Annotated in this window: 17 protein-coding genes; 9 read left to right on the top strand and 8 right to left on the bottom strand. The window is 39.6% G+C overall.

What is annotated here, in order from left to right; all coding sequences use genetic code 11:
* Positions 1 to 9 precede the first annotated feature (9 nt).
* Entirely contained in the window at positions 10 to 588 is a 579-nt protein-coding gene (gene lpcA, locus P3L44_RS04425; protein ID WP_140172722.1) for a D-sedoheptulose 7-phosphate isomerase, read from the bottom strand.
* Positions 589 to 978: 390 nt separating this feature from the next.
* Here lpcA and fadE point away from each other — a divergent pair, with 390 nt between their 5' ends.
* Positions 979 to 3444 (top strand): acyl-CoA dehydrogenase FadE, encoded by a 2466-nt coding sequence (fadE, locus tag P3L44_RS04420; RefSeq protein WP_272662736.1) that lies wholly within the window; start codon positions 979 to 981, stop codon positions 3442 to 3444.
* An 80-nt stretch (positions 3445 to 3524) separates the two neighbouring features.
* Here the strand turns inward: fadE and P3L44_RS04415 are convergent, their stop codons facing one another.
* Positions 3525 to 4166 (bottom strand): hypothetical protein, encoded by a 642-nt coding sequence (locus P3L44_RS04415; RefSeq protein WP_316928265.1) that lies wholly within the window; start codon positions 4164 to 4166, stop codon positions 3525 to 3527.
* Positions 4167 to 4176: 10 nt separating this feature from the next.
* Here P3L44_RS04415 and tnpA point away from each other — a divergent pair, with 10 nt between their 5' ends.
* The 3 genes from tnpA to tnpC all read left to right on the top strand — a co-directional run bounded on the left by tnpA (position 4177) and on the right by tnpC (position 6422).
* Complete coding sequence (tnpA, locus tag P3L44_RS04410) at positions 4177 to 4473, top strand: IS66 family insertion sequence element accessory protein TnpA (protein ID WP_094961085.1); 297 nt, start codon at positions 4177 to 4179, stop codon at positions 4471 to 4473.
* Positions 4470 to 4763, top strand: a complete 294-nt coding sequence (tnpB, locus tag P3L44_RS04405; protein ID WP_316928264.1) for an IS66 family insertion sequence element accessory protein TnpB — start codon at positions 4470 to 4472, stop codon at positions 4761 to 4763. Before tnpA ends, tnpB begins: the two co-directional genes overlap by 4 nt.
* Before the next feature lie 135 nt (positions 4764 to 4898).
* A complete protein-coding gene (gene tnpC, locus P3L44_RS04400) occupies positions 4899 to 6422 on the top strand; it encodes an IS66 family transposase (protein WP_163762158.1) in 1524 nt (507 codons plus the stop codon).
* A 148-nt stretch (positions 6423 to 6570) separates the two neighbouring features.
* Here the strand turns inward: tnpC and P3L44_RS04395 are convergent, their stop codons facing one another.
* From P3L44_RS04395 to lysA, 4 genes are all read right to left on the bottom strand, one after another.
* On the bottom strand, positions 6571 to 7104 hold the full coding sequence (locus P3L44_RS04395; RefSeq protein WP_272662802.1) for a hypothetical protein: 534 nt from the start codon (positions 7102 to 7104) through the stop codon (positions 6571 to 6573).
* On the bottom strand, positions 7101 to 7805 hold the full coding sequence (locus P3L44_RS04390; RefSeq protein WP_272662801.1) for a hypothetical protein: 705 nt from the start codon (positions 7803 to 7805) through the stop codon (positions 7101 to 7103). Before P3L44_RS04390 ends, P3L44_RS04395 begins: the two co-directional genes overlap by 4 nt.
* Positions 7806 to 7827: 22 nt before the next feature.
* A complete protein-coding gene (locus tag P3L44_RS04385) occupies positions 7828 to 8463 on the bottom strand; it encodes a hypothetical protein (protein WP_004264733.1) in 636 nt (211 codons plus the stop codon).
* A 171-nt stretch (positions 8464 to 8634) separates the two neighbouring features.
* Complete coding sequence (gene lysA, locus P3L44_RS04380; protein WP_004264731.1) at positions 8635 to 9894, bottom strand: diaminopimelate decarboxylase; 1260 nt, start codon at positions 9892 to 9894, stop codon at positions 8635 to 8637.
* Between the two features lie 126 nt (positions 9895 to 10020).
* Here lysA and P3L44_RS04375 point away from each other — a divergent pair, with 126 nt between their 5' ends.
* The gene (locus tag P3L44_RS04375) at positions 10021 to 10956 is read left to right on the top strand and encodes a LysR family transcriptional regulator (protein WP_140172727.1); all 936 of its coding nucleotides are present in this window, start codon (positions 10021 to 10023) and stop codon (positions 10954 to 10956) included.
* Here P3L44_RS04375 and P3L44_RS04370 read toward each other — a convergent pair.
* A complete protein-coding gene (locus P3L44_RS04370; protein WP_272662800.1) occupies positions 10930 to 11850 on the bottom strand; it encodes a LysR family transcriptional regulator in 921 nt (306 codons plus the stop codon). The genes P3L44_RS04375 and P3L44_RS04370 overlap by 27 nt on opposite strands.
* Positions 11851 to 11980: 130 nt before the next feature.
* On the opposite strand from P3L44_RS04370, the gene P3L44_RS04365 reads away from it, so the two are divergent.
* Both P3L44_RS04365 and P3L44_RS04360 read left to right on the top strand, forming a co-directional pair.
* A complete protein-coding gene (locus P3L44_RS04365) occupies positions 11981 to 12853 on the top strand; it encodes an MBL fold metallo-hydrolase (protein WP_272662799.1) in 873 nt (290 codons plus the stop codon).
* Positions 12854 to 13025: 172 nt separating this feature from the next.
* Positions 13026 to 13670 carry a DsbA family protein gene (locus P3L44_RS04360; RefSeq protein ID WP_140172730.1) on the top strand — a complete coding sequence of 215 codons (645 nt, stop codon included), beginning with the start codon at positions 13026 to 13028 and terminating at the stop codon, positions 13668 to 13670.
* 61 nt (positions 13671 to 13731) lie between these two features.
* Here P3L44_RS04360 and P3L44_RS04355 read toward each other — a convergent pair whose 3' ends face one another.
* Entirely contained in the window at positions 13732 to 14541 is an 810-nt protein-coding gene (locus tag P3L44_RS04355) for an A24 family peptidase (RefSeq protein ID WP_272662798.1), read from the bottom strand.
* A gap of 279 nt (positions 14542 to 14820) precedes the next feature.
* On the opposite strand from P3L44_RS04355, the gene rsmE reads away from it, so the two are divergent.
* Positions 14821 to 15552, top strand: coding sequence for a 16S rRNA (uracil(1498)-N(3))-methyltransferase (gene rsmE, locus P3L44_RS04350; RefSeq protein ID WP_140172732.1), 732 nt, complete (start codon positions 14821 to 14823; stop codon positions 15550 to 15552).
* A gap of 9 nt (positions 15553 to 15561) precedes the next feature.
* A complete protein-coding gene (gshB, locus tag P3L44_RS04345) occupies positions 15562 to 16509 on the top strand; it encodes a glutathione synthase (protein WP_140172733.1) in 948 nt (315 codons plus the stop codon).
* Positions 16510 to 16520: the final 11 nt, after the last annotated feature.

The raw sequence follows: 16520 nt of genomic DNA, 5'->3' as shown, positions 1-16520 counted from the left end.
ATAATAACGTTATTTCACCATCTCTTTTTCGATTAACTGAATTAAGATATGAATAACTTTAATATGAATTTCTTGGATACGGTCGGCATACCCAAAGTGTGGAACACGAATTTCAATATCCGCGGTTCCAGCCATTTTCCCGCCATCTTTCCCTGTTAGCGTGATGACTTTCATACCTTTTTCACGCGCAGCGGCAATCGCTTTAATAATGTTTCCTGAATTACCTGAGGTAGAAATTCCGAGTAAAACATCACCTTTCATGCCAACAGCTTCGATAAAGCGCGAAAAAACATACTCATAGCCGAAGTCATTACTCACACAAGATAAATGACTCACATCTGAAATAGCAATCGCAGGATAACCTGGGCGGTTTTCGCGGTAACGCCCTGTTAATTCTTCAGCAAAATGCATTGCATCACAGTGAGAGCCCCCATTACCACAAGATAATACTTTGCCACCCGTTTTAAAAGAGTCAGCCAGTAAAACGGCAGCCTGTTGGATAGCATTAATATTGGCATCATCGCTAAGGAAATTCGATAACGTCTCGGCCGCTTCAGTCAGCTCGCCGCGGATTAAGTCTTGATACATGAGATTTCCTCTTAATTAAGAATACGTTACAGAAATTACGATTAATTTACATCCAAATTATCCTAAAAGAAAAATGGCGTTCCATGGCAAAACTCAGATAGATATCAGTAATTAATCTTTAATAGTCAGATTGTTGCACAGGGATAATTTTGTTTCTACTTTTGATTGTGCTGTCATGACCCTATCGACAAAATTCACCGTATCTCATAACCAATAACCTGACTTTTCATAAAACAAATAAGACGAATTACTACGATAGTTTCCTTTATATGACGTTTTTGTGAGCCAAGTTGTAATTAAGATGTAAATACATTGCTAATTCTTTATTAATGGGTATAGATTAAAGCAACAGACAGGTCAGACCTCTTACAAGTGGACAGGAGCTTAACTATGATCCTTCTCAGCATTGTGTTATTTCTCGCCTTAATCGGCGTACTTTGTTACCACAAAACCTCTTTAGTTTTTAGCTCAATATTATTATTGGCCTATACCGCGGTTATGGGGGTCATCAATATTTGGAGCTACTGGATATTACTGCCAGTTGCCTTGATTTTATTTCCTTTTGTCTTCACTCCCGTACGTCAATCGCTTTTCTCTATCCGCGCGATGAAAATGTTCCAAAAAGTCATGCCGCCAATGTCAAGTACAGAAAAAGAAGCCATTGACGCTGGGACAACGTGGTGGGAAGGTGACCTTTTCCGTGGAGCTCCAGATTGGAATAAACTGCATAACTACCCAAAACCACAATTAACCGCAGAAGAACAAGCTTTTATGGATGGGCCTGTTGAAACTGTTTGTGGTATGGTCAATGACTTCGAAGTTAGCCATGAACTTGCGGATCTTCCTCCTGAAGTGTGGCAATACCTACGTGATCACCGTTTCTTCGCTATGATCATCAAAAAAGAATATGGTGGCCTTGAGTTTTCTGCTTATGCACAGTCTCAAGTTCTACAAAAACTCGCTGGCGTATCCGGTATTCTTGCTATCACTGTTGGTGTTCCAAATTCATTAGGCCCTGGCGAACTACTACAGCATTATGGGACTGACGAACAAAAACAACGCTATTTACCGGGCTTAGCGACGGGTGAAGAAATTCCATGTTTTGCATTAACGAGCCCTGAAGCAGGCTCAGATGCTGGTGCAATCCCAGATTCAGGTGTCGTTTGTATGGGAGAATGGCAAGGTGAGCAAGTATTAGGAATGCGTTTAACATGGAACAAACGCTATATTACCTTAGCACCAATTGCCACTGTATTAGGTCTCGCATTCAAACTTTCAGACCCTGATAAACTCTTAGGTGGCGAGAAAAACCTTGGTATCACCTGTGCGTTAATTCCAACTAATACCCCAGGTGTTGAAATTGGTCACCGCCACTTCCCACTAAATATTCCATTTATGAATGGTCCTACACGTGGAAAAGATATTTTTGTTCCAATCGATTACATTATTGGTGGGCCAAAAATGGCTGGCCAAGGTTGGAGAATGTTGGTTGAGTGCCTTTCAGTGGGTCGTGGCATTACATTGCCATCCAATTCAACGGGGAGCTTAAAAAGCATTGCAATGGCAACGGGCGCTTATTCCTATATTCGCCGTCAATTCAAATTACCTATTGGTAAAATGGAAGGTATTGAAGAGCCTCTCGCACGTATTGCTGGTAATACTTATCTAATGGATGCAGCTGCAACTCTCATTACCTCTGGGATTATGTTAGGTGAGAAACCTGCCGTTCTGTCTGCTATTGTTAAATACCATTGTACACACCGTGGCCAGCGCGCCATTATTGATGCCATGGATATTACGGGTGGTAAAGGAATCTGTCTTGGGGATTCAAACTTTGTTGCCAGAGCCTATCAAGGCGCACCTATCGCCATTACAGTTGAAGGGGCAAATATCCTAACCCGCAGTATGATCATCTTCGGTCAAGGCGCTATCCGTTGCCATCCTTTTGTATTAGAAGAAATGGCCGCAGCGCAGGACAATAACTTACATAAATTCGATAAAGCCGTATTTGGGCATATTGGACATGTGGTTAGTAACCAATTCCGTAGCTTCTGGCTTGGTTTAACCAATGGCCGTGGAAGTCATGCACCAACCAAAGATGAAACACGCCGTTACTATCAAATGCTAAACCGCCAAAGTGCCAACTTAGCATTGCTATCCGATGTTGCCATGGGTGTGTTAGGCGGTAGCTTGAAACGCCGTGAACGTATCTCTGCTCGTTTAGGGGATATTTTAAGCCACTTGTATCTCGCATCTGCAACCTTAAAACGTTATGAAGATGAAGGTCGCCAGAAAGCAGACTTACCATTAGTGAAATGGGCGGTTGAAGATTGTTTATATCAATCAGAAAAAGCGATGGATGACCTCCTGAAAAACTTCCCTAACAAATTGGTTGCCGGGATCATGCGCATCACACTGTTCCCTACTGGCCGTGCGATGTCGACACCATCAGACCGACTAGACCATAAACTGGCTCAAATTCTGATGGAGCCATCAGAAACACGCGACAGATTGGGCCGTGGGCAGTATTTAACACCTACGGAAAACAACCCTCATGGCTTAGTTAACCAAGCCTTGCTGGATATCATTGCCGCTGAACCTATTTTCGAACGTATCTGCCGCTTAAAAGAGCGTAAACTCAGCTTTACTCGCTTAGATAAGCTTGCTGACCAATTACTTCCTGAAAATGTAATTACGCAAGAAGAAGCCGATATCTTGCGTAGAGCAGAAGCAAGTCGATTACGGACAATTAATGTCGATGAGTTCGATTTTGATGATTTGGGTGTACTTCCGACAAAAAAGTCACCAGATGAACCTTCAAATGAAGAAACCAGTAAGAAAAAGAAAGCGGCTTGATTAATTATTAAGTAATAAAAAAACTCAAGGAGTTATTCGCCCCTTGAGTTTTTTATTAGTGAAAATTATACATCAATTTTCTACGTACTCGGGGAGTTTGCTCGTTGTTTAGCCTCTAATATATAAGGTCGTAATTTAATTTTATTATCCCAGTCACCTAGCTTAAATTGACAAATCTCTCCACCTTCATTTGCACAAATTGTTAGATACTCTTTTGCTTTGTCTATTTTTCCAAATTCATAAAAATAGATTTCAGAGGCGGCCTCTAACGCTAATAGACGGTAATAACCTTTAGTTTCTATCAACCTTTCCCAATATTTTATTGACTGCTCTAAATCAATCTCAACACCAACTCCGTGGTTATTAAAGTAAGCTAATCGGTATAAACCCAGCTGAAAATTAGGATCAATCATTACAGCTTTATTTAAATATTCTAAACCAATTAAACAATTTTCATCTGCAATTCGCTTTAAATTGACTAGACTTTTTTCAGAACAGGTCGAATCATCAAAATATAATAAAAATAAAAGATAATGGGTTTTGGCGTCACCTTCATCTACTTTATTTTTGAGTAGATAAAATTTCTCTGCTGTCTCAATTGGTGTCATGGACTGAAAAAAATTTTTCTCTTCTTCATGCTTCATATTATTAGTAGAAAAGTAAGCGGTTAATGAACCACACATACTAAACAAACTCGTCATTTGCCATAGTAGCTTTTTCATTGGAGGGACTATGGAACAACAAAGTAAACGAGAATACTGGACTGCAATTCTAGAGCAGCAACGACAAAGTAATTTAGGCATTAAGCAGTTTTGCTCGGAGCAAAACATAAGCTATCAGACTTTTCACTATTGGTCGAAAAAGCTCACGCAATCCGAGCCTGAAACCAGGGTTCAACCTATCGTGGTGACAGAGCCTACCGTGAGCACAAGTTGTGTTGTGTTAATTCTCAATAATGGCATTCGAGCAGAACTGCCGGCAACGCTTAGCTCGCAACAAATTAAGACTTGGTTTGAAGCGCTACAATGATACCAACAGGTAAGGTTTTCCTCATCTCTGGAGTCACGGACATGCGTAAGTCCATTGATGGACTATCGTTGATTGTCGCGGAGACTCTTGAGATGGATCCGTTTAGTGAGTCTTGGTTCATTTTCTGCAATCGTACCCGAGATAAATTGAAAATCTTGTTTTGGGATACTAATGGCTTCTGGCTGTACTATCGTCGCTTAGAAAAAGGGACCTTCAAGTGGCCAAGACCCAGTGAGGACGGAGCCATTCATATTACTAAGCAACAACTGGGTTGGCTTCTTTCGGGGTAAACGCTCGAACATGCCAAAGCTCATCGTCCACTTCATAATCTAGAAGTGTGACCGCTGATACTGATCGTCACGTTGGGCTTGAACGATCCTTTTTTGCTGTCATACTTAAGTCATTGAGATGACCAGAGCCCAGACATGACCGACCTCCCTGATGATATCGACCAGCTAAAAGCTATGCTGCTTGAGCTTCACCAACAGAACGAAGCAAAAGATAAACTCCTTGCGGCAAAGCAAGAGGAGGTTGCCGAGCTCAAAACCAAAATTGAGTTGTTGATTGAACAGCTCAATTTAAGTAAGTCAAAGCGCTTCTCATCACAAAGTGAAAAAATACCCAAAGGTACGTTTAACGAAGCGGAGCAACAAAAGAGTACGGCTAAATCCGACGACGACAAGAAAAAAACAGGCCGTAAGCCTTTTCCAAAAGAGCTCGAGCGTGAAGTTCATAAACATGAACTCAATGCCCCTTATTGCGACTGCTGCGACGAGCCTTTACATCAATGTGGTGTTGAAACTTCTGAAGAGCTGAAAATCATCCCACAGAAGGTTAGTGTTATACGTCACGAGCGAACCAAGTACGCTTGCCGGCAGTGTGAAAAAACACAGACTGAAACAAAGATTATCACAGCCCCAAAACCCGCAAGTATGATCCCTAAAAGCCTAGGGAGTGCAGATGCATTCGCCGCTGTAGTCACAGCAAAATACGTTGATGCTCTGCCACTCTATCGCCAAGTGGATATTCTCAATCGCTCTGGTATAGATATTAGCCGCGCTACACTGGCCAACTGGTGCGTTCAGTTAGGAAGCAAAGTGCAAGTCATTATTGATGCAATGAAAAGTGAGTTATTGAAAGAAAAGCTCATCTGCGCGGACGAAACCACTGTTCAAGTATTACGTGAAGAAGATAAGAAAGCACAATCTAAGTCATATATGTGGGTCTATCGTAGCGGTGAGTTCGTCAATAACCCAGTGGTTATCTACGACTATCAAGCCAGCCGCAGAGCAGAGTGCGTACAAGACTTTTTAGGTAGTTACTCTGGTTACTTGCTATCGGATGGCTACAGTGCATACGACAAACTTGAGGACGTGACTCAAGCTGCTTGCATGGCGCATGTACGCAGAAAGTTCACTGATGCTCAAAAAGCTTCACCATCAAAAAAAGCGGGCAAGCCAGAAAAAGCACTGAACTTTATTAGCAAACTATACGGTATTGAAAAGAAAGCCAAAGGGCTTGACGCAAAATCTCGACACCAACTACGACAAGAAGAAGCCAAACCTATTTTAGATGAGTTCAAGCAATGGCTTGACAGTCAAAACGTTCTCCCTAAAGGATTACTTGGCAAAGCCATCACTTATACGCAAAACCAGTGGCCTAAGCTGCTTACCTACCTTGAAGACGGCGATATAAGTATCGACAACAATGTGACCGAACGAGATATAAGGCCGTTCACGACAGGTCGCAAAAATTGGATGTTCTCAACGTCGGTAGGCGGAGCAAAGGCGAGTGCAAACTTGTATAGCCTCGTGATGACTTGCCGCGCTAATGACATGAACCCTTATTATTACTTCCAACACCTGTTTACCGAGTTACCAAAACGAAGTCCGAAAGATGATGTGTCGGATCTCATGCCATGGAACGTAGAAATCAGTGAGGTTGAGTAAAGCTTTACTGGTTCATTAAGCGCTTACGTAGAAAAAGCAAGCATCCTATACGACGGAGGTTTCACGTCACTACTTTGTAAAAAATTTTCACTGTATGAATATGAATCATATCCACTGAGAATAAAAACTAGCACAACCAATAACCATTTCATATTACCCCATTAAATACGCGATCGTTATTTGATTTTAAAAATGGTAGTGTATTTTTCATTGTAGTCATTAATACATTATTTAAGCTTATAGATGACTCACTATTAAATAATGAAATCAACTCTGCTAGTTGATTTTCAGGATGAGCTATATCTTTTTGTTTAAACCACACATCAACAATATCTGTTTTTTTTCCATCAATCCAAGTTACCTCTGATATTAATTTATGTTGATTACTATTTTCATCCACATAATCAGAAAATGAATAACTTAAGCTTATTGATGAAATACCGGCCTTACTCAAACCTAATAATTCTTCAGACTGCGTTTTACCATCACTGTTTTTATCTCGCCATAACTTAAGATATTCCCAGTGAAAATCATCATTACTAACAAATCCATCATTATTGCTATCAAAATCCATTAAGCCATCAAAACCATTTAATGCAAAACAACCATTTTCTTTCAGATAATCATCCCCAAATAACTCACTAGAATCATTAATAATTCCATCACTATTTTTATCCATCACCAATAATGCATCACTGGAAGAAACCCATCCGGTTTTTTTAGCTCTCCATTAAATTTAAATAGCACACCAAAATCATATGGTAAAGTTTCCACTCCATTATTATTTAAGCCAATAATTAAAGGTGTTTTATAATCCTTTGCTATTTCCTTTATTTTCTTTAAATTTTTCTTTGGTGTTCCTGCTAATTTAATACCATTGACACCAGACTTTTCAAGAAAATCACTCACGAAGTCAATACAATTATTTGATATCAAGTTATAATTCTCATTACCATCCAAATTATTTTTGATTGAATTATATGTCTTAAATAAATTATTTAAATCATTATCAAACACAGGTCCTTGTCCCACAATTGTCAAAGATGATGCTTCTGAATACTTATTATGACCATCGAATGAAATATTATCCGTATTGGTCAAAAAACTATTACCAGCACTAAAACCTATAGGTACGCTTTCAAATTGGTTACTTTCCGGATTTGTGCCTTTAAGACCAATAAACACATGACCAAAAGAAGAATCCCCTATATTTGTATTATCACCTACAACATCTATATATTGGCTATCTGGCGGAGAAACAAATATAGTAAAGCTAGGTCCTCCATAGTTAGAGAAACCATTATCATCTAATTCAAACAATCGACTATCACCTTCATTTACGCTTTGTAAATAATGTTCTGGTATATATTCTTTAACATCCATACATCCCCCCCTTTTATCTCTATTAATTTCTCATATAGTTATCTATATCATTGAGATATTTTTTACATTTTTCGCTACCATTTTTAGCACCAATATCTGCATAATATCTAGATTTATCAATATTTTTTATATTTCCATCATCATCAAAAAGAGTAATTTCAACTAAGTAATCACAGACTAATACAGAATCTCTCCCTCCTTTTTTTATTATTTTATCTAGAATTAGATTTGCTTTATTTTCATTTTCATTCAATACAACCCCTTTATGATAAAGTTTACTCATTTCAAATAACGCCATATTATTATCAGGATTTATATTAACTGATTCAATTAAGTAATTAACAGCTTTTTTGCAGATGAAATTAGGTATCGACGGTTTAAAATCAAAATACTTGCAATTAGAATCCTTAAGGAATAATTTAAATAATAATAAATTACTATTTGAATCTCCTGATGCAGCCTTTTCAACTAACAAAAAGAAATCTTTTTCATTTCTTGGTGGTGGGTACTCATCACTAATAGATGGTTCATATATTAAATACTTACTATCATAATTAAATGATAACATCCTATATGATGGCATAATGATATCTCTTTTAAAATCATTAGCTTTACACTCTAAAAAGGCTAAGCCAAGTATAAAAATCATCAATTTCATATTATTCTCATTTAAATAAAATAAATCATTAGAAGAAAATAAATTTATTTTTACATATAAAAAAGTATTGTAAATAACCTAAAAGAGTAGTTTTAACCTTAATTAAAAACAAAAAAATCCAGCCATTTATTTAATAGCTGGATCCATTAATTTTTTGAGGAATTATTTAAATTACAACTCCAACGCCAATAATTCCTCTATCGTTTGGCGACGGCGAATCAATTGTGGTTTGCCATTCACAAACATCACTTCGGGTAATAATGGGCGGCTATTGTAGTTTGATGACATGGATGCACCATAAGCGCCAGTGTCATGAAAAACCAGAAAATCGCCAACTTTCACCTCGGGTAAAGCGCGGGTTACCACTAAACCGCCCTCTAACTGGGTAAATACATCTCCTGATTCACACAGAGGGCCAGCGACAATAGTGTCTTTTAGTTGAGCCCCATCAACGTTACGTCCATCCGTGGGTAATACTGAAATATGGTGATAGCTGCCATACATCGCTGGGCGCATTAGGTCATTAAAACCACTGTCTACAAGCACATAGTGGCGGCTACCCATATCTTTAACGGCTCGCACTTCAGCTAACAATACGCCTGATTCCGCAACCAAATATCGGCCAGGTTCTATTTCAAGTTCAATTTTGTGCCCTAAGTGTTGTTCGATACGTTGGCGAGCGTTATCCCATAAGCTGTAATAATGCTGCACATCGATTAATTCATCACCTTCACGATAAGGGGTTGATAACCCACCACCTGCTGAAATGGCATGAAGGTCAACCCCTGCGGTTGTGACTAGCGCCACCATAGAATCACACACATCGGCAAGATGTTGATAGTCAACCCCAGAACCAATATGCATATGAATACCAACCAATGACAAATTATAATGGCGAATTTTTTCTAACGCTAAAGATAAGTCTTCATGCCAAATACCGTGCTTACTATTTTCGCCGCCAGTATTAGTTTTTTGGCTATGACCGTGACCAAAACCAGGGTTGATACGCAGCCAAACAGGATGGCCAGCTTTTTGCTCGCCAATTTGTTCAAGCATATCAATCGAGCCAGCATTCACAGGGATATCTAACTCAGTGACTTTCGCTAATGTCGCTCTATCGAGCACATCCGCTGTAAAGACGATTTCTGAGTTTTCACGCCCAGGCTGGAACCCTGCCACCAGCGCACGTTCAATCTCCCCTAAGGAAACGGAATCGACTTTAACGCCTTGTTGTTTCATTAAGCGCAGGATATGAATATTCGAGCACGCTTTTTGTGCAAAGCGCACGGTATCAAAAACTTGTAATTGCTTGATACGCTCAATGATCACCGCGCTATCATAAACCCAAACAGGGCTACCATACTGCTCAGGTAATGCGCGTAAATACTCAGGGGTTAAATATTGGCTTGTTGTCGTTGCGAATGAAGTCATTGTCTTTCTCGTTTGCAAGTTTTTATTATATTAAAAGCTATTATTCAAAGAATAATACGGGAAAAAAAATATCTATTTTGCTAAAGTCTATTCATATTTGATATGGATTTTATTTAAGGACTTTTTATGCAAGCCATTTCATGGCGGCACATCGAAATATTCCGTGCAGTAATGACCACCCCCAACCTGACGGAAGCCGCCGCGCTGCTGAACACTTCACAACCCACTATTAGCCGTGAACTTGCACGCTTAGAATACCTTTTGCAGTTTAAGTTATTCGATAGAGTCAAAGGGCGGTTACAACCTACTGCACAAGGTTTACGGTTTCTTGAAGAGGTTGAACGCTCCTATTATGGCTTAGAGCGCATTAAAAATTCAGCGGAAACCATCCGCCGCTTCGAACATGCACAAATATCGATAACCTGTCTACCGGCTTTCGCCCAATCTTTATTACCTCAGGTTTGCCAATCGTTTATGGAAAATTACCCTGATGTCAGCATCACGGTGATCCCACAAGAGTCCCCTGTATTAGAGGAATGGTTGTCAGCCCAGCGTTACGATTTCGGCTTAACAGAGCATCTACAAATGCCACCGGGAACTGAACAACAAACACTAGGAAGTTTAAATGAAGTGTGTGTCTTACCGGCAAGCCACCCTTTAACCCAAAAAGAAGTGTTAACACCCAACGATTTTCAAGGCCAACGCTTTATTAGCCTGTCATTAACTGACAGCTACCGTCAGTTGATTGACTCGACCTTTGCGGAACACCACGTCGAACGCAAAATGGTCATGGAAACGCATTCGGCATCATCCATTTGCGCTATGACACTAAAAGGGATTGGAGTTTCTATTGTTAACCCGTTAACTGCATTAGATTTCCATCAACAATCAGCTGGGAAGTTAGCTCTACGCCCACTCAGTTTTTCGATTCCTTTTACTGTTAGTTTAATAAGGCCAATTCACCGCCCTTCATCACAATTGACCAATATTTTTACTCAACATTTAGTGGATAACTTTAATCAAATAAAAACTCAGCTAACTTCCGCGCTGTTGCATCAATAGGTGCCAATGAGGTGAAGTTTCAAACCAATTAGCGAGATAATCAATCACCACCCTCAGGGCGGTTGGCATTTTTTGGCGGCTAGTATACACAGCGTAAATACCTAGTGGCATTGGAGTATATTCAGGTAATAACTGAACTAACTCACCCGAAGCCAAATGATTAGCAACTGAATAATAAGGTTGCATAGAGATACCCGCCCCCTGCAATGTTGCTTCAGCGAGAAATACGGATTCGTTAGCACTTAAGCGCCCATCAACTAACACACTATGCTGAATGCCTGCTTTTTCAAATACCCATAAGCTGCGACCAAAAAAATTGTAGGTTAAACAATCAAGCAAAACTAAATCCTCTGGCTTTTCAGGCTGTTTTTTTCCTTTTAAAAAGTCAGGTGAAGCACAAATGACAGAATGGCAAGTTGACAAGGGTTTTGCGATTAAACTCGGTTCCAATTGATTCGTGATACGGATTGCCAAATCAATTCGTTCTTCTATCAAATTAACCGATTTATTCGATATTTGCATATCAATAGCCATATTCGGGTAAAGTTTCATAAACTCAGAAATAGCCACAGAAAGCGCACTTTGGGCGATTGATTGTGAACAACTAATACGCACTAAACCAGATAATGCTTTTGCATCAAGCTCTTGCTGCACAGGCACCATTTGGGAAATCGCATTAAGTTGCAAAGATTGTTGATATACCCCTTCCCCTGCGGAAGTTAAACTTAATTTCCGTGTGGTGCGATTTAATAAACGTACCCCCGCCCATTGTTCCATTTCTGACAAATAGCGTGTCACCATCGCTCTAGACATATCCAGTTTTTCTGCGGCTCCACTTAGGCTGCCTTGTTCAATGATAGTAATAAATACCTCAGCCGCTTTTAATCTATCCATACCATTCTCATTTGACCGAATTATGCAACAAACAACACCTAATTATGGGGTTTTTCATCTCATCATTGCAATTTAGTATACACGACATGCAAAACAAACTTTTCTGTATAACTTCATTTTAGGATAAAACATGAAATTGACCTTATTAGCAGCAACCGCATTATTCGCCACAACGATAAATCTAGCACAAGCTGAAAAACTGGCATTGGATGTTTATAACCCCGGAAATAACAGCGTGTTCCCTGTTTCCTCTGAAATTATTAGCGGCTCAAGTGAAGTGGTACTGATTGATGCGCAATTTCAAAAAAATGATGCACAACAATTGGTTGATAAAATCAAAAAACTCAATAAGAAATTAACCACGATTTATATTAGCCATTCAGATCCAGATTACTATTTTGGGCTCGATACCCTAACAAACGCCTTCCCAGAGGCAAAGGTGGTCGCGACAGCAAACACTGTTGAAGCCATTAAAGCCACTAAAGATAGCAAACTTGCTTACTGGGGCGGTGTATTAAAAGATGAAGCGCCTACTCATGTTATCGTCCCTGAAGTTATTAAAGGAGACTACTTCACCGTTGATGGCGAAAAACTTGAAATTAAAGGCCTTGATGGCGTGTCACCAGATAGAACTTATCTCTGGGTTCCATCATTAAAAGCCGTTGTGGGTGGCGTTATTGTTTCTGACAATATTCATGTTTGGGTAGCGGATACCCAAACAGAAGAGTCACGCAAAAATTGGCTGCAAACATTAAAAGACATCAAAGCTCTGAACCCAGCAACCGTTGTTCCCGGCCACTTTACGGGGGCATCTAAATTAGATGTAACGACGGTTTCTTTCACTCAAAAATATTTACAGGACTTTGAAAGTGCATATAAAACAAGTAAAAACTCAGGTGAGCTCATCCAAAAAGTTGCAGCGAAGTATCCACAATTAGATGATAAATCAAGCTTAGAACTTAGTGCAAAAGTCATTAAAGGCGAAATGAAATGGCCTCAGTAATTAAGTAATATTCACTATTTCAGCCAGTTGCGCGGTATGTCCCGTATCTGCACACTGAATGACTTACTAAAAGCAATTTGGCTGATTTAACTAGATGACAGTGGTATTAATTTCTTGATAATGATACAACTTAACTCAAATTATTTAAAAATAGCAAATAAAGAGAACGATTATGAGCAACATCACCCTACACTATATTTATGACCCTTATTGCGGCTGGTGCTATGCCGCTGCGCCTTTAGTCGAAATTGCCAAGCAACACCCAAGTATCAACATTGAAATGCATGGTGGTGGCATGCTAGCAGGTGACGCTCGTCTACATTTAGATGATAATTTTCGCCAATATATTCTGCAATCCGATAAGCGCATTGCATCAATGACAGGGCAAGTGTTTGGCGATGACTATATAAAAATGCTACACGAACCTAATTTTGTTATGGACTCAACACCACCGCAAACCGCTATATTAGCGGCAACCAAGCAAGGCAAAGGCTTTGAAATGCTTAAAGCCATTCAAAAAGCACACTACATTTCAGGACGCCATATTAAAGATACCGCGGTACTTCTTGAGCTCGCCAAAGAAATTGGCCTCGATGTAACCCAGTATGTGTCCGACTACAGTGAGTGTAAGCAACATGAAACTGCGGCCCACATTGGAACAAGTAAGGCTCTGTTAGCGCAGTCAGGTGCATCCGGTTTTCCAACACTGTTAATACAACAACAGGATAGATGGTTGCGTGTTCCATTACAAAATTACCTCGGTGAGCCGAGTAAATGGCAGCAGTTTTTAGACTCTCTAGTAACAGCAGCGTCTTAACAACTACAACTCCGATTTTTACTCACCCCTTTCATGCATGCACGTATGGTTGTCTTTTAATTTAATATTCAATTATTGATAAATACAACCATATGCTAGCGCTAATAATTAGCGCGGGACCAAATGGGATCATCTTCGTTTTTTTAGCTATTTTTTCCCCAGATAATGTCTCAGGGTAGGCCTGATTCGCCTGTTGCTTCTTTTGATATATTTTAGGCAATAACCCATAGATTACCCAATATTGTAATAGCCCTACCCCTGCGGCAGTCCCCAAAAAGTAAGGAAGCTGCCAAACCCCAAGCCAGGCAGAACAAGCGGCAACGAGTTTAAAATCCCCCCTCCCCATTTGAGGCTGAGACGTTTGTTTTTCAACCAATGTCACCACCATAAGCATAACTAAGTAACTGATCAGCACCGCGTAAATAGCTGAAACCACATTCCCATTTGGCAAATGAATTTGATATAACAGCCCCAACCATAATAATGGGTATGTAAGAATATCACGGAGATAACCTATTTTATTATCAATGATGAATAATGGAATTATCAAATTAATATATAGTGTCAAAAATAAAACCATATATAAACCATCAGACGTCGAATATATTATAAAAATTAACAAGCCATATATTAGAAGTAGAATAGTATTTTTAATAATAATTTTTGATTTATCAAAAAAAACAACTGGTAAATAAATAAGTAGCTTTTTAGTCGAGAAAAAAGAGATTAACAACATAATCAAAGCAGAAAAAATACAAACAAAATTAAACGGATTTGTAAATTTTCCATTTTGGCATGATAATATAAACTGCTCAGACGGTGAAATAATAGATATAGCTGATGATATAAAAATACAAATTAGTTCCCTCATATTAACTCCTTATTCCTTTATGGAGATAAAAATAAATATACTGTGAATTTTCGATGCTCCCAACACTTTAATTTCGTTGAGTGGAGTCGGTTTATTCGAATATCATGATCTCCTATTTTGCTTTCATCACTGTTTAAGATATCGCTTATGGCACAGACATACTATAAAAGGTCAGTATTTCGTTATAAACTAGGTAGTAGCGCTTGAGTTTAACAATTCAACCCCCATATTCATCAAAGTTATATTATTTATTAACCCAGTTTGTACTAAGGAAAAGCTATGCGCATTCCACGCATTTATCACCCTGAGCCTCTTCAAATAAATACAACAATTTCTCTTGGTGATGATGCCGCAAACCATGTCGGCCGGGTGCTACGCATGACTGCTGGCCAAAAACTCGAACTTTTTGATGGCAGCAATCAGACCTTTAGTGCTGAAATTACTGAAGCAACTAAAAAAAACGTATTCGTACACATTGAAAATAGCCAAATTGATGATAGAGAATCCCCGCTCGATTTGCACCTAGGGCAAGTCATGTCTCGTGGGGAAAAAATGGAATTTACCATCCAGAAATCTGTCGAACTCGGAGTTAATACAATAACACCTTTATTATCAGAACGTTGTGGTGTTCGCTTAGATGGCGAACGACTCGAAAAAAAATTACTACAATGGCAAAAAATTGCAATTGCAGCCTGTGAACAATGCGGCCGCAACCGAATTCCAGAAATTCGCCCAGTGCAAACCCTTGAAGCCTGGTGCGCGGAAACTGACGGTGCATTTAAAGTCAATTTGCACCCACGAGCAACAGAAAGTATTAATACGTTACCCACTGAACTGAAGAAAGTACGATTGTTGATTGGCCCGGAAGGTGGCTTGTCAGCAGACGAAATTGCCATGACAGCAAATTATCAATTTACCGATATACTGTTAGGGCCTCGAGTATTACGAACAGAAACGACTGCGCTAACCGCTATCACAGCACTACAAGTGCGCTTAGGTGATCTGGGGTAAGGAGAAAAAATGATCAAGCTCGGTATAGTGATGGATCCTATTTCATCCATCAAAATCAAGAAAGACACCAGTTTTGCAATGATGCTGGAAGCTCAGCGTCGAGGTTATGAAATCCATTATATGGAAATGAATGACCTGTATTTACACCAAGGTGAAGCTCGCGCACAAACAAAAATCGTGACAGTCGAAGAAAACCCAGAAAAATGGTACGAATTTCATGGGGAACAAGATATCGCCCTAAGTTCACTTGATGCCATTTTAATGCGGAAAGACCCGCCTTTTGATACTGAATTTATCTATGCGACTTATATTTTAGAAAGAGCGGAACAAGCTGGCACCTTAATTGTGAATAAGCCGCAAAGCCTACGCGACTGTAATGAAAAATTATTTACGGCTTGGTTTGCTGAATTAACACCGGACACATTAGTCACTCGCAGCCCACAAAAGTTGAGAGAATTTCACCAAAAACATGGCGATGTCATTTTTAAACCACTCGATGGTATGGGCGGCGCTTCGATTTTCCGCCTCAAACAAGATGACCCAAATGTGGGTGTGATTATTGAAACGCTAACAGAACATAGCTCCCGTTACTGCATGGCACAAAACTTCCTGCCAGCAATTAAAGATGGTGATAAACGTGTCTTAGTTGTTGATGGTGAACCCGTTCCGTATTGTTTAGCACGAATTCCAGCTCAAGGCGAAACCCGAGGTAACCTTGCTGCAGGTGGCCGTGGGGAAGCGCGTCCATTAAGTGAAAGTGACTGGGCCATTGCGCGTGCTGTCGCGCCAACATTAAAAGAAAAAGGCTTAATTTTTGTTGGTCTTGATATCATCGGTGACCGTTTAACTGAAATTAACGTGACCAGCCCAACGTGTGCACGGGAAATAGAAGCCGCATTTGATATCTCCATTACCGGTATGTTAATGGATGCCATTGAACACCGTCTCAATAAATAATTTATAGCAGT

Source organism: Providencia sp. PROV175, from assembly GCF_032707045.1.
GTDB lineage: Bacteria > Pseudomonadota > Gammaproteobacteria > Enterobacterales > Enterobacteriaceae > Providencia > Providencia hangzhouensis.
The sequence above is the reverse complement of the archived record's forward strand: the minus strand, read 5'-3'. Positions and strand labels throughout refer to the sequence as shown.

What these genes read in the sequence shown, in the direction of transcription:
- lpcA (WP_140172722.1), bottom strand. Translation starts at nt 588, where the DNA reads ATGTATCAAGACTTAATCCGCGGCGAGCTGACTGAAGCGGCCGAGACG.
- fadE (WP_272662736.1), top strand. Translation starts at nt 979, where the DNA reads ATGATCCTTCTCAGCATTGTGTTATTTCTCGCCTTAATCGGCGTACTT.
- P3L44_RS04415 (WP_316928265.1), bottom strand. Translation starts at nt 4,166, where the DNA reads ATGAAAAAGCTACTATGGCAAATGACGAGTTTGTTTAGTATGTGTGGT.
- tnpA (WP_094961085.1), top strand. Translation starts at nt 4,177, where the DNA reads ATGGAACAACAAAGTAAACGAGAATACTGGACTGCAATTCTAGAGCAG.
- tnpB (WP_316928264.1), top strand. Translation starts at nt 4,470, where the DNA reads ATGATACCAACAGGTAAGGTTTTCCTCATCTCTGGAGTCACGGACATG.
- tnpC (WP_163762158.1), top strand. Translation starts at nt 4,899, where the DNA reads ATGACCGACCTCCCTGATGATATCGACCAGCTAAAAGCTATGCTGCTT.
- P3L44_RS04390 (WP_272662801.1), bottom strand. Translation starts at nt 7,805, where the DNA reads ATGGATGTTAAAGAATATATACCAGAACATTATTTACAAAGCGTAAAT.
- P3L44_RS04385 (WP_004264733.1), bottom strand. Translation starts at nt 8,463, where the DNA reads ATGAAATTGATGATTTTTATACTTGGCTTAGCCTTTTTAGAGTGTAAA.
- lysA (WP_004264731.1), bottom strand. Translation starts at nt 9,894, where the DNA reads ATGACTTCATTCGCAACGACAACAAGCCAATATTTAACCCCTGAGTAT.
- P3L44_RS04375 (WP_140172727.1), top strand. Translation starts at nt 10,021, where the DNA reads ATGCAAGCCATTTCATGGCGGCACATCGAAATATTCCGTGCAGTAATG.
- P3L44_RS04370 (WP_272662800.1), bottom strand. Translation starts at nt 11,850, where the DNA reads ATGGATAGATTAAAAGCGGCTGAGGTATTTATTACTATCATTGAACAA.
- P3L44_RS04365 (WP_272662799.1), top strand. Translation starts at nt 11,981, where the DNA reads ATGAAATTGACCTTATTAGCAGCAACCGCATTATTCGCCACAACGATA.
- P3L44_RS04360 (WP_140172730.1), top strand. Translation starts at nt 13,026, where the DNA reads ATGAGCAACATCACCCTACACTATATTTATGACCCTTATTGCGGCTGG.
- P3L44_RS04355 (WP_272662798.1), bottom strand. Translation starts at nt 14,541, where the DNA reads ATGAGGGAACTAATTTGTATTTTTATATCATCAGCTATATCTATTATT.
- rsmE (WP_140172732.1), top strand. Translation starts at nt 14,821, where the DNA reads ATGCGCATTCCACGCATTTATCACCCTGAGCCTCTTCAAATAAATACA.
- gshB (WP_140172733.1), top strand. Translation starts at nt 15,562, where the DNA reads ATGATCAAGCTCGGTATAGTGATGGATCCTATTTCATCCATCAAAATC.